Below are 11,576 nucleotides of genomic sequence, written 5' to 3'. Positions count from 1 at the left end.
CCAGCGTTCAGGAAGTGGAGCTGTCGGACGTCCATGTGCGGGTCAGGCCCCGCGCTCGCATCACTTCGGCGGCGTCGTACGCATCATCGACGAAGCGGCGTGTGAGGTTCGTGTAGTGCTCCAGGTCGCGGGCGTTCCACCCCGTGAGTACTTGGACGATCATGTCGTCGCCAAGGTCGAAGACGTGCTGTGCCGCCTCGAGGCCAGCCGGGGTAAGCCCGACGAGTGCGGCTCGCGCATCCGCTGGGTCTGGCGTGCGCTTCAACCAGCTGTTCTCCTCCAGTCGGCGCAACATCTTGCTGACATTCGATGCCCCGGTCTTCAGCCGCTCCGCGATCTGCGACGGCCGAAGGGGGCCAGAGAACCCGAGCAGGCGGAGCAGTTGATGGGACGACTGGTCAAGTGGCTCACCGGATCGCGTCAACACCTCCGACTGGAACTGCGGGGACTCCCACAGATAGATCAGCCGACTGAGGTCCGTCAGGAGGGCAGAGCGGTACCTCGTCTCGCGCTCCGGGTCGCGGTCGTTCCGAGCAGCTGGCATGCCCTGACCCTACTGCGGTGCGCACCCTTCCGCTGGGAGTTAACTGTCCTCCGCGACAGAACATACTGTCGCATGCGACACTATTCGCGTACCGCCCGCCAGAGCTCGCTCAACACAACTGGAGAAGAACTATGACCGAGATCCCCGCAGGCCCCGTGAAGGACTTCATCGACGCGACGAACCGACACGACGCTGACGCGCTGCTCGCCGTCTTCGCAGCGGACGCGTCCGTCACCGACGACGGCACCACCTACACGGGGTCCGCAGAGATCGAGCAGTGGATCCGGGAGCACCAGATCGCACCAAGAATCACTCTCGGGCCGACCGCGTACGAGAACGGCGACGGTAGCGCCGTGCAGCTCACCGCATCTGCGGACGGCGACTTCCCGGGAGGCCCGCTGCCGTTCGCGTTCCGCTTCACACTCGACGCCCAGAGCGTTCAGGCGCTCGAGATCCGTATCGCGGAGTAGCCCGGTCGTGCGGGGAGCTCCGGCTCCCCGCGCACTCGCACTCGCCTTAAAGGAGGCCTGATGGGCGCAATGGACGAGTTGATTACCCCCACCGTGGTCGATGACCTCGCGTCGATCATGCGGGACCACGGTCGCGTGGACACCACCGCTCTCCTGGCCACCGCCGAGACGCTGTCCGGACGGAAATTGCGTGCCCGCGTTGACACGGTGCGTGCAGGAATCCTGGCGACGCTGCCGTCCTCGTACCGCGGTACCGCCGCCCTCACCGACGCGATTTTCGAGGACTCCCGTCTGGACGGGTGGATGATCTGGCCGCTCTCGGAAGCCGTAGTGCGCCGCGCACTCGAGGACTCCAACACGGTCGCGTTCGACGACGTGCACCGTGTCCTGGCGAAACTGACCACGCGCTTGACCGGTGAGTTCGCCATCAGGGACCTCCTCATCGCCGATCACCAGCGTTCCCTCGCGATCATCGGCGAGTGGGCCGGATCGCCCAACGACCACGTGCGACGGCTGGCGAGCGAGGGGACGCGCCCGCGTCTGCCGTGGGCCAAGCAGGTGCCGGCGCTGATCGCCGCTCCGGGCGTGACACGGTCGATCCTGGACCAGCTCGTGGCCGATCCCAGCGAGTACGTGCGTCGGAGCGTCGGCAACCACCTCAACGACATCAGCCGCGATCACCCCGGCATCGCCACCGCGATCGCCGCGGACTGGACCGCGAAGCACGGTGCCACCTCGACGGTCCGTCGTGGGCTCCGCACGCTCATCAAGCGGGGCGACCTCAACGCCTTGGCGCTGCTGGGATTCTCGACCACGACGCTGGGGCTCGAGCCGCCGGCACTCGAGGCTGACCACGTCCGCGTCGGTGAGACGTTGCCCTACACAGTCACGGTGCAGAACCTCGGCGACAGCGACGCGAACGTCGTCATCGACGTGGTCCTCACTTCCCCGACCGCGGCCGGCGGAAGCACCGAAAAGGTTTTCAAGCTCGCCAAACGGTTGATCCCGGGGCGCGGCACCGCCACGGTTTCGGGGAAGCGGAGCTTTGCCCCACTCAGCACTCGCACCATCAGGGCAGGGCGACACTCGCTCATGACCCAAGCCAACGGGCGACGATCCGCGCCGACCTTCTTCGACGTGAACGCCTGACTATTCGCGACACCGGACGCGAACCAGAAAGGACACCATGACCAACCCACTCGCCCTCAGCGGGAAGCGTGCGCTCGTCTCCGGCGGCACGAAGGGCACCGGACGCGCCGTCGCCGAAGCACTCGTCTCAGCTGGTGCACACGTCACCGTTCTCGGCCGCAGTGCCGCCGACCCATCACACCCAGCGCAAGCCTCCCTCCAGGTCGACGTCACGGACTCTCAAGCGCTGAGCGCCGTCGCGGACCGCACCGGCGCCATCGACATCCTCGTCCACGTCGCAGGCGGATCCAACGGCCCAGGAGGAGGATTCCAAGCACTGGACGACGAGCACTGGGACGACGATCTCCAACTCAACCTGCTCAGCGCCGTCCGACTCGACCGGGCCGTCGTCCCCGGCATGATCAGCCGCGGCAACGGGGCAGTGATCCATGTCTCCTCGATCCAGGCCCAGATGCCCCTATACGACGGGACCCTCGCCTACGCCGCCGCGAAAGCAGCCCTCAGCACCTACAGCAAAGCCCTCGCCAACGAGTGCGCACCCCACGGCGTCCGCGTCAACACCGTCTCCCCGGGATTCATCCGAACACCATCAGCCGAAGCGCTCATCGACCGCATCGCAACAGCCAACGACACGGACGTCGACGCTGCCCGCAAGCTACTGATGAACTCACTCGGAGGTATTCCTCTCGGCCGCCCCGCGGAGCCCGAAGAAGTCGCCGCCGCCGTCGCGTTCCTCGTCTCAGACGCAGCTTCGGGCATCGTCGGTGTCGACATCAACGTCGACGGAGGAACTGTCCCGACACGATGAGCAGGCTGGGGCGTATCGATAGCTGATCGTTTACCGGACGTCAGCAGCGCGCATGGGCGCGTAGCACCGGCAGAGGCGAGGGGGTTCGACCTCCCGCAGAAACGGTTTAGCACGTGGGCGGGTAGCGCTCCGCGTCGGATGTCGACCCGGTGGGATGCCTTCGATTTGTCCACGTCCGGCACTTTTTCTCGCGCTCTGAGCCCGCATCAAACGCCTTTGACACCTCTCGCTACCCTCGAACGAGGGGAATTGTGTTGACAGTCGGGAGATGAACAATGAGCACCTACGAGACCGAACCCAGTGTTGAGCCGGCGAAGATCCCGACGGTGGCACGCGCGCGCAAGCAGTGGCGGCGGCAGGGCATCGACAGCATGAGTCAACCGCAAAACGACTTCTTCCGGGATGACGCACCAGAAGTCGTTCAGCGCCGACCTCGATGAGCGGTTCGTCAGGGGTGACTCCGCCCGGCGATCGAGCCAGCACGTTGCCAGGTGGACGGGGGTCGGCGGAGGTGCCGCACCTCGTGGCAGGTCATTGTCACCGTCCTCGTCATGCGGTCGTCTCATCGCCGGTCCTGCCTGGGACGAGCAGATGCGTGATGTCGATTGGCTGTGTCGGGGGAAGGTGCAGGTCTGCGGGATCGACTCGGATGGCGGTCGGAAGCGGGGCGTGCATGGAAGCGTCCGTTTCGTCGTGTCGGTCAGGCGGTGAGGGATGAGACATGCGGGTGCGAGGACGGCACGCTCGTGCCCGGCGAGCGGTTGAACGACGATCAGCTGACTGCGTGGCTCGGTGTCTCCCGTACCCCTGTGCGTGAGGCAATTGCTCGCCTCGTGGCCGAGGGGTTCGTCGAGATGGCGGCAAACCGGTACACGAAGGTCAGCTCTCTCTCCTCACGCGAGGTACGCCTATGCAAGCCAGTTCCTCGCCGGCCTGCACCGGCTCGCGCTCGAGCAAGCGACCGCCGTCGACGGGACAGTTAGAGCCGAGGTCGCCGCCCGGGCGTCTGCAGCTCGTCGCGCCGTCGAGGAGGAGGGCTTGGGTGGGTACCGGGATCTGCTGGATGCCTACGGCAGTCTCGTAGCAGCCTTGGGAAACCCGCTGTTCATCGACGCGGAGCGCAGCGCCCGAGGGCGAGCGAAGTTTCATGCTGCCGCTGACGGCGCCCGCATCGATTGGCCCGCGGTGAAAGAAGCGGGGGCGGCGCTAACGGGTCTCTGATGTACCGTCTGACGTCACCGCACGTCCGGTCGGTGCTCAACCCACGGGACGCGGTTCCTGGCGGGACACCGGCCCGTGAAGGGGCGCGACACGCTACATGGCGGCGCCATCGTTAGTTACTGCGTCTGCGGCAGTGGGGAGAGGGGCGTCGCGAGCATCCGATAGCGGGTGGTGCGGTCGACGCCGAGATCGCGAGCGATGTGCCCTTCGGGACGCCGGCGCTGATGAGCGACGCGCCTCGGCGACTTGGTCGACGCGACGCTTGGTGTCCGGTTGGGGCAGCGGTTCAATGTTGACGCAGGATGCTGAGGAACTCGTCTGCCCATTCCAGGTTGCGGGCGAGCTTGGCCCTGCGATCCTCGGTGTCGGCAATATACGTGTCGAGTGTATCAGCGGTGGTTTTGCTGCCAGGAGGGCCTTTTTGAGCCTCGATGCACTCGCATCGTTCGGTGCGCAAACAGTACATGTCTCTGAATGTTCAGTTGCGCGAACCGTTCGGTTCGTGAAGGATTCTGGTGTCCGGGCATCGAGCAGCAGAAGGTGGCGAGGAACATGCACAGCACGTACCAGGGGATGCCCCGGACGACGCACACGCGGGGCGCGCACCGGCGCTTCGGCCTGACAGACCCGACGGTCATCGAGACGTACGCGTCTCGCCGGGCGGAGGATCCGTCGCTGCTGAGTGGGAGCACCGGGCCGTCGTACGCCGACTTCTTCGCCGCACCCACCGTCTGACATGGTCGGATCCGCACCCCGTTCCTCGGAGGCTGCCTCGTGCCGTTGACCGTCGTCCGCCGTGAGCACATGCACCTCTACGCGCGTGAGCCGCGATCTCGGGCCGCGAAGAACGCGGTCGAAGCGCTGCTGCGGCTGCAGCATGCGGAGGAGCAGCAGCTCGAGCAGGCCCGGAAGGAATCCGGTCTGACGAAGAACGAGTTCCACGCGGTCCGGTACATGCTCCAGGCGCACCGCGACGGCCGGGTCATGGGGCCGAAGGACCTCGCCGTGATGCTGAACGTGTCGAACGCGTCGGTGACGAAGATCGTCGACGGACTCGTGGCGAAGGGGGACTTCGTCCGCGCGCAGCACCCCACGGATCGGCGGGCGCAGGTGCTGGAGCCGACGGTGCAGGCGGCGGAGAAGATCGACGACGCCTACGCCCGGTACCACCGGGTCGTGGTCGAGATCATCGACCACCTGCCCAAGGAGGACAACGACGTCCTCGCCCGGGCGCTGGAACAGGTCACCCAGGCCCTCAACGCAGCGGATCAGTCTCCCGCATTCGAGGACGAGTACGTCGTCGAGAACGAAGACACCATCGAGGAAGCGCCACAGCTCCACATCCTCACCTGAGCCAACCGAGTGCCCCCTCGGAGGACTGTTCGTCGCTCTCTGGGCTCGGTCAGGGACGGTTATTCCCCGGCAACGGTCCCGGATCCGGTCGGTTCGGGGATCATCTGGAGCCCACCGTTGCTGTTGACCGATTGCTTCAGGATGTTGAGCCAGGCCTCGTTGACGACCGGGGCTCTGCTGCCTTCGAACTTGAAGCGGAGGCTGACGGTGGGGAAGATCCAGATGGTGCTTCGACCGTCGCCTTTCGACACGGGTTCCTTCCAGGAGAACGCGAAGCTCTCCTGGCGGCGCAGCTTGCTGATGATGACGATCTGGAGGTGCGCGAGGGTGCGGTCATCCATCTGGATCTCGGCGCTTTGACCGTCGTAGATCAGGTACCCCATGTGGCTCTTCCTTCTGGTAGTGGTACGCGGTTGCAGTGACGCCTCGAAAGCGTCAGCGGGATCGCCCGGTGGGTGCAGCTTCCAACAGCGGAGCTGTCTGGAGCGAAGCCGGTGGAGTGAACTGGCTCACTCGTCGGCGTCAACCCACTGAGGGCCTTCGTCGAGGTCGGATTCACTGGCGGCAGGACCGGTCAGAGTCCGTGCGTCGCCTGCCGGGTTGAGTGATCCCGTCGGCCGGGCGGAGTCGAGGAGCCGGACGGCGTCAGCTGAGCTGATGACCCAGGTCATCGTGGCGGTGACCGTCGCGGTCGTGTCGTCGCTGAGGTCGTCGGCGATGAAGTTCACCGCGACCTGGCTGACCTGCTCCGCGTGGACGGTGACGTTCTTGATGCCGTCCACGATCGCTCGGTCGTCGTAGGGAAGGTTGGAGAGAGCCATGCGGATCCGATCGGTTGCAGGTGAGGTGGCGGACAGCCGCGACCGAAAGCTGGGGTGCGTGGCTGTGTGCGTGGAACAGGCGAAGGGGCGCAACCTCGGGTAGCTGCTCAGGCGCTTCAGGCACGTCCTGAGCTGAGCGAGACCGGCATCTCAGTGGGGCGATCCCGCTCAGGGGTGCAAGCGGCGAGCAGAAGGTTCTCACCTGCTTCTGGGAGCCAACACATGTGAATGTGTCGTGTCCGAGAAGGGGCCGTGAACAGCCAGGCAGCCCGCGTGGAGCGTTCTGATTCTGCTGGCACCGAGGCGCCGCCCTCCGGATCAGCTTGTGGACGCAGCGCTGGCCAGCGTCGGGTGTTGTCAGCCGGTTCGGTGCTGGTCGTCTTCGTCGTGACAGAGGTCAACGCGGCGGTCGAGGATCGCTTCGGCGAGGGTGTGGAGCGGTTGAGCGTTCGCGAACGCACGTGCATGGATGATGAGGAGCGCGTTCTCGACCGACACGTCGAGTTGCGCTGCCACCATCCCGGTTGCTTGTTGGACGTGTCGCCCGGACGGGTGCGTGACGGACGCGGCGGTAGGGGTGGCACCGGTGTCCATGTCGCGGACGGCGCCGGCGAGGATCCGTTGCGCGGTGAGGCCGGCCAGATGTGTCGCGTTGGTGATCTCTGCCGATGAGAGCGGTTTCGTGTCAGCCAGGTACAGGGTGACAGCGCCGATGTCGAGTGAGCTGGTGAAGAGGGGGAAGGACAGCACCCCCGACCAGCCCGTTCGTTGCAACATCACGAGGGCCGTCGGCCAGTCTTCCGCGTTGGCAGTGGCGAAGTCGTACACGGTGACGGGGCTCCGATTCCGGAGCGCTGACCAGCCCGGGCCTTCCCCGAGTGCGACCTGCTGTTCGTCGGCGGTTGCAGCGCTCGGGCCGGATGCGGCGACGAGCGCCGTTCCGAAGATCCCTCCGAAGGTGGAGATCGCCGCTGCCGCAACCGGGAGGGAGTTGACGAACGGGCCGGTGAGGTCGCTATCGTCCGGCGGGTGCCGGGTTGCGTCGTTGAACCTGAGCATGAGCACTCCCATCAGGGTGGGGCTGCAGCGCGGGGTCCAGGTACTGAAGCGATTGCGACGAGTGTACGTCTCGAACCTGTCCGCGCCACCCCCGGTGAAGCAGCGGGCGACGGTACCGGCAGCAGTCCCGGCCTGGCCTTGATTCAGTCGGTGACTGCTACGGGGTCGGAATTGGCGGCAGCTGGTTTACGGCCCTCGATCGGACGAGCTCACCTGCGCTGTCTCCTGCTCCGAGCAGCGGCCCGGTCAAGCCGGCGGACAACGGCTCGTTCCGGTCGTTGTCCTGACGGAGCGCCTCGGCGAACCGCGCGGCGAAACGCGCCACCACGGTCGCCTCGGCGTCGGAGAGTTCATTGATGACGGTGATCAACGGTGTGTGGATGTCCCCGTACGCCCGTGTCAGGTCCGCGGTCCCGATCGCGGTGGGCACCAGGGACACACTGCGGCGATCCCGCGGGTTCGGACGGCGTTCCACCCGCTCGGCTCTGCTGAGACGATCGACGAGCTTGGTGACCCCGGCAGTGGTGAGGTGCAGTCTCGCAGCGAGCTCGGTCGCAATCAGGAACCGACCTCCGCGGCTGGCCTCGACCAGGTGCAGCAGTGCCAGCGCGTCGATCGGGCGTATCTGGAGCGCGCGGAGCGCTCGCTCGTCAGCGTCGTGCGCGCTGTCGCTCAGCGACTGCAGGGCCTCGATGGCCGCCGCCCCGGCCTGACTGCGGGGCTCTTCCGCGCAAATGCGATGCGCGTTGCGGGCGTTGTCCTCGCTCGTCATCAGATCCCTGGACGCATTCAGCGGCTTGGGACACGTACGAAGTAGAGCGTCATCGCTGATGCGATGCTGCCAGCGATGATGAGCGCCCACGCAAGCGCCACGATCAGGCCGTCCCACGGACTGATCAGCAGCGCGATCCCGAGCAGGATCACCGCCGCCGCGCCGACGAACGCGACCCGATGCGGCTTCCGCGTCAAGATCTGTGCCACGCGTGAACGCTACGCGGACCGCCGCGGCAAGAACACTCAGGCTCGGCCGCGTGCCGCTAAAAGCGGTTGCTGCAGGTCAGCACCCTGCTGACGGACGGACGGGTGGGCAGCGGTGCTTCTGACGTAACCGAAACCGCGACGTCCGCGCTGCTTCATGCCGGATGGGGCAGCTGAGGTCAGGTGAGGTCGTCGGGGTGAAGCCGGTCGCCTGGATGGGGCGTGCGAAAGACCGGGTCCCCGTTTGGCTGGAGCGCTTCCCGTCGGTCCGCGCCATCGGTTGCGGGCTCCTGGTTGTCGATGCCGGCCTCGACTTGCTCGGCTTGGCCTCGTTCACGATCAATCTCGCTGAGGGACTCGGAGTCCACCGGAGCTCCCTCGGGGTCGGGTTGACCGACAGGGTTGAATGGCGCGCTCATCGACATGCCTTCAGTCTCGTCAGTAGCAGCTGGAGCTCGCCGCAGTTGCGTTTCACGTGCGCTTCAGGGAGTGAGCAGTGCGCCGTCAGACCTGTTCGCCCCAGCTGAGGTGCAACTCGCTGGTTTGACTAGACCGGTGTAGCGATGGGATCCGAGGTGTGAGACCGGTAGCTGGAGCCCCACGCGCCGTAGATGGCAGCGCAGCAGCTAGTCGACTCGGTGCGCTGAAGCGCTTTGGTCGTCGTGACCCGACGGCAGTCAGCCGCTGACAACTTGGCCGTGTCCCACTTGACCTGGGGATTCGTAGAGCTGTCCCGCGAAAATGCCCGGTGAAGGGGCCAAACCCTACGTGGTGGCGCCGTCGCCGGTGACTGCGTCTGCGTCTGCGTGGGAGAGGGGCGTCGCGAGCATCCGGTAGAGGGTGGTGCGATCGATGCCGAAATCGCGGGCAACGGTGGCCTTCGGAACGCCGCTGCCGATGAGCCGACGTGCCTCGGCGACTTGGTCGTCGCTGAGCTTGCGCGCGCGCCCTTTGTACTTGCCGGCGGTTCTCGCGATGCGGATGCCCTCGCGTTGACGTTCGCGGATGAGGGTGCGTTCGAACTCGGCGAAGGCGCCGAGGAGGTTGAGCATGAGTCGGCCGATCGCGTCGTCGGTGTCGCGACTGTAGGTCTGCTGCTCCTTGACGAACTCGACAGAAGCTCCCTTGCCAGTGATCTCGTCCACGATGTCGCGCAGGTCACCAAGCGAACGAGCAAGCCGGTCCATGGAAGCGACCCGGACAGTGTCTCCATCGCGGACATACCGGATGCAGTCGAGCAGCGCTGCCCGGTCCGCCCGTGAGCCACCCGACACCTTCTCCTCGAACACGCGATCAACCTCGCCGATCGCCTCGAGCTGCCGGTCGAGGTTCTGGTCCGCCGAGCTCACCCGCACGTAGGCGACGGTCTGCGTCTTGTGTTGCACCACGTTTAGACCCTCGCACACATCTGTCGCAGAAGGGTCGACACGGACCCCAGAACCACACAGAATCGAAGCTCCCGCAGCCGTTGCGTTGGGGTATACCCCAGAGTTGCGGCCCGAAAACACTTGCACTGTATTGCCCTCTTGCTTGCAAGCCAGCCACCAAGAGGTCTACAGTTGGGGACAAGGAGGAAACATGACAATCACCTGGTCGCCGATCTTGGTACCGACAGAGCACTACGCAGACATCGCTTTGGCAGTGCAGCACCGACTCGCCGAACTGGGCTTCGCCGGCGCAACTGGCGAAGTCCTGAGCCTCGAAGTGGTTGAGGGCGGCACGGCATCGGCATCGAACGATGCGGATGCGATGCTGGCAAACCATGAGCCGTGGGAGGTGTCGAACCTGGTGCTCTTGCTGCAGAACGACACGGTCACCGCCCGGCGGTGGGTGCGGGCGGTCGATGCCTGCGCGAAGGAGCCGGATGCGTTTATGTCGACTGAACAGATCGCGGAGGCGACCGGCATGCGGGTCAACGAGTGGCGATCGGCATGTCGGAAGATGACGGTGCACCAGCGCGCTACGTATCCGTCTGAGACGTCCTGGCCGTTGGCAGTTGCAAGTGGACGCGACATTGGGCGGCCCGTCGGCCCGCTGTACGTCGCGCTCACCAGTGAGCAAAGCCGCCGCTGGTCGGAAGCTAAGGCTGAGGTGAGCGGACGATGAGCGATCGGCGCCGGTACGGAACCCTTGACGCTGCTCTGCTTGCCGAGGGTATCCCGGCATCGAACTGGGACACGATTGCTGGGATCGTCGAAGCCATTCCGATCAGTGACTTCTCCGCCCGCTCCACGCGGGGCATTCGTGCCCGCCGCGCTGATGGCGGCCCAGACCTGCGCATCGAGTACGGCCACACGATCGGGTTTCTTAGCCAGGAAGAAGCAGAACGCGCAGCGCCGAACTGTGCTGCATGGGCCAACAGCGCCTCCGGTAACCGATGGGGGATCACCCATCCCGAGAACGCACACCGGGACACTGAGAACCCGACCCAACCGACATCCGCCACGGAGACCTGCGCTGAGTGTTTCACCGCGAAGTCGGTCGCTGGTACATGCGGATGTCCGTAGCGAACAGGATCGCGGTGCTCCCGCCCACAGCAGATGCCCGGTTCCTCGCTGAGCTCACCAGCCACGCGTCGGATTTGTCGGAGGCTGCGTCAACGGTCGAGGCAGCATTGGAGGCGGGGGAAGAATCGCCGGGGTGGTTGCCGTTGACGATGCACGCGGCGACGGCGTACGTGCGGCCCTTCATCCACTCGAACGTGCGTCGACGTCTCGATCAGATTCCCGAGTTCCCTGGCGTTCTCGATGAGTGGTCGCGGCTGCATCGGATGGTGCGGCAGTACCGGAACACCACGGTCGCGCATTCGCAGTCAGGTCTCGCCACCCCGGTGGTGATGGCGCTGCTGAACGAGGATGCAGCGGTGGGCCGGGTGATGGCGGTGACGGTGTCGCATCCGATGCCTCGAGCGATCGCGGAACAGCTGCAGCAGCTCATCGCCGCCATCTCCGCGCTTGTCGATTCCATCCTTGAACCGGTCGCAGTGCGGCTCGAGCAACAGCTGGCAACGGTCGATGCTGCAACGGTCGCGGCCTGGCCAGCACTGGATGTGAACCACGAGCTGGACGAGGCGTTTAGCGGCGTCCACCGCCGCACACAGCAGCCGCAGGTGCGTCTCTACTGGCACGTCGAGCGTACGCAGCGGTGACGGAACGACTCTCCGACGAGGTCAT

The 11,576-nt window shown here is 65.7% G+C and carries 16 protein-coding genes; 9 read left to right on the top strand and 7 right to left on the bottom strand.

Going from position 1 to position 11,576, the window contains the following annotated elements:
• Nucleotides 1–7 precede the first annotated feature (7 nt).
• Nucleotides 8–544, bottom strand: coding sequence for a MarR family winged helix-turn-helix transcriptional regulator (locus DEI83_RS13795; RefSeq protein ID WP_111082518.1), 537 nt, complete (start codon nucleotides 542–544; stop codon nucleotides 8–10).
• A 131-nt stretch (nucleotides 545–675) separates the two neighbouring features.
• On the opposite strand from DEI83_RS13795, the gene DEI83_RS13790 reads away from it, so the two are divergent.
• From DEI83_RS13790 to DEI83_RS13765, 7 genes are all read left to right on the top strand, one after another.
• Entirely contained in the window at nucleotides 676–1,014 is a 339-nt protein-coding gene (locus DEI83_RS13790) for a nuclear transport factor 2 family protein (protein WP_111082517.1), read from the top strand.
• Nucleotides 1,015–1,074: 60 nt separating this feature from the next.
• The gene (locus DEI83_RS13785; RefSeq protein ID WP_111082516.1) at nucleotides 1,075–2,163 is read left to right on the top strand and encodes a DNA alkylation repair protein; all 1,089 of its coding nucleotides are present in this window, start codon (nucleotides 1,075–1,077) and stop codon (nucleotides 2,161–2,163) included.
• A gap of 37 nt (nucleotides 2,164–2,200) precedes the next feature.
• The gene (locus tag DEI83_RS13780) at nucleotides 2,201–2,971 is read left to right on the top strand and encodes an SDR family oxidoreductase (RefSeq protein WP_111082515.1); all 771 of its coding nucleotides are present in this window, start codon (nucleotides 2,201–2,203) and stop codon (nucleotides 2,969–2,971) included.
• 275 nt (nucleotides 2,972–3,246) lie between these two features.
• Nucleotides 3,247–3,411 (top strand): hypothetical protein, encoded by a 165-nt coding sequence (locus DEI83_RS16040; protein ID WP_181431233.1) that lies wholly within the window; start codon nucleotides 3,247–3,249, stop codon nucleotides 3,409–3,411.
• A gap of 171 nt (nucleotides 3,412–3,582) precedes the next feature.
• Nucleotides 3,583–3,954: a GntR family transcriptional regulator gene (locus tag DEI83_RS16365; RefSeq protein WP_309146596.1), complete on the top strand. Its 372-nt coding sequence runs from the start codon at nucleotides 3,583–3,585 to the stop codon at nucleotides 3,952–3,954.
• Between the two features lie 790 nt (nucleotides 3,955–4,744).
• Nucleotides 4,745–4,927, top strand: a complete 183-nt coding sequence (locus DEI83_RS13770) for a hypothetical protein (protein ID WP_111082514.1) — start codon at nucleotides 4,745–4,747, stop codon at nucleotides 4,925–4,927.
• A gap of 39 nt (nucleotides 4,928–4,966) precedes the next feature.
• Nucleotides 4,967–5,545 carry a MarR family winged helix-turn-helix transcriptional regulator gene (locus tag DEI83_RS13765; RefSeq protein WP_111082513.1) on the top strand — a complete coding sequence of 193 codons (579 nt, stop codon included), beginning with the start codon at nucleotides 4,967–4,969 and terminating at the stop codon, nucleotides 5,543–5,545.
• Between the two features lie 59 nt (nucleotides 5,546–5,604).
• Here DEI83_RS13765 and DEI83_RS13760 read toward each other — a convergent pair whose 3' ends face one another.
• From DEI83_RS13760 to DEI83_RS13730, 6 genes are all read right to left on the bottom strand, one after another.
• Complete coding sequence (locus DEI83_RS13760) at nucleotides 5,605–5,928, bottom strand: ATP-dependent DNA ligase (RefSeq protein ID WP_111082512.1); 324 nt, start codon at nucleotides 5,926–5,928, stop codon at nucleotides 5,605–5,607.
• A gap of 126 nt (nucleotides 5,929–6,054) precedes the next feature.
• Nucleotides 6,055–6,366 carry a hypothetical protein gene (locus tag DEI83_RS13755; protein ID WP_181431232.1) on the bottom strand — a complete coding sequence of 104 codons (312 nt, stop codon included), beginning with the start codon at nucleotides 6,364–6,366 and terminating at the stop codon, nucleotides 6,055–6,057.
• A gap of 357 nt (nucleotides 6,367–6,723) precedes the next feature.
• Nucleotides 6,724–7,425 (bottom strand): GAF and ANTAR domain-containing protein, encoded by a 702-nt coding sequence (locus DEI83_RS13750; RefSeq protein WP_181431231.1) that lies wholly within the window; start codon nucleotides 7,423–7,425, stop codon nucleotides 6,724–6,726.
• A gap of 157 nt (nucleotides 7,426–7,582) precedes the next feature.
• A complete protein-coding gene (locus DEI83_RS13745; protein ID WP_111082510.1) occupies nucleotides 7,583–8,197 on the bottom strand; it encodes a MarR family winged helix-turn-helix transcriptional regulator in 615 nt (204 codons plus the stop codon).
• A gap of 17 nt (nucleotides 8,198–8,214) precedes the next feature.
• Nucleotides 8,215–8,406 (bottom strand): hypothetical protein, encoded by a 192-nt coding sequence (locus DEI83_RS13740; protein WP_111082509.1) that lies wholly within the window; start codon nucleotides 8,404–8,406, stop codon nucleotides 8,215–8,217.
• A 761-nt stretch (nucleotides 8,407–9,167) separates the two neighbouring features.
• Nucleotides 9,168–9,791: a recombinase family protein gene (locus DEI83_RS13730; protein WP_258371225.1), complete on the bottom strand. Its 624-nt coding sequence runs from the start codon at nucleotides 9,789–9,791 to the stop codon at nucleotides 9,168–9,170.
• 190 nt (nucleotides 9,792–9,981) lie between these two features.
• Between DEI83_RS13730 and DEI83_RS13725 the strand changes: the two genes are divergently transcribed.
• Together DEI83_RS13725 and DEI83_RS13720 are read left to right on the top strand one after the other, a co-directional pair.
• Nucleotides 9,982–10,509, top strand: coding sequence for a hypothetical protein (locus DEI83_RS13725; protein ID WP_111082506.1), 528 nt, complete (start codon nucleotides 9,982–9,984; stop codon nucleotides 10,507–10,509).
• A gap of 415 nt (nucleotides 10,510–10,924) precedes the next feature.
• Nucleotides 10,925–11,551: a hypothetical protein gene (locus DEI83_RS13720; protein WP_146243351.1), complete on the top strand. Its 627-nt coding sequence runs from the start codon at nucleotides 10,925–10,927 to the stop codon at nucleotides 11,549–11,551.
• The last annotated feature ends 25 nt before the right edge of the window (nucleotides 11,552–11,576 follow it).

Origin of the sequence: Curtobacterium sp. MCBD17_021 (assembly GCF_003234525.1) — a bacterium.
Taxonomy (GTDB): Bacteria; Actinomycetota; Actinomycetes; order Actinomycetales; family Microbacteriaceae; genus Curtobacterium.
Note: the sequence above shows the minus strand (reverse complement) of the source record. Positions and strands in the feature narration are given on the sequence as shown.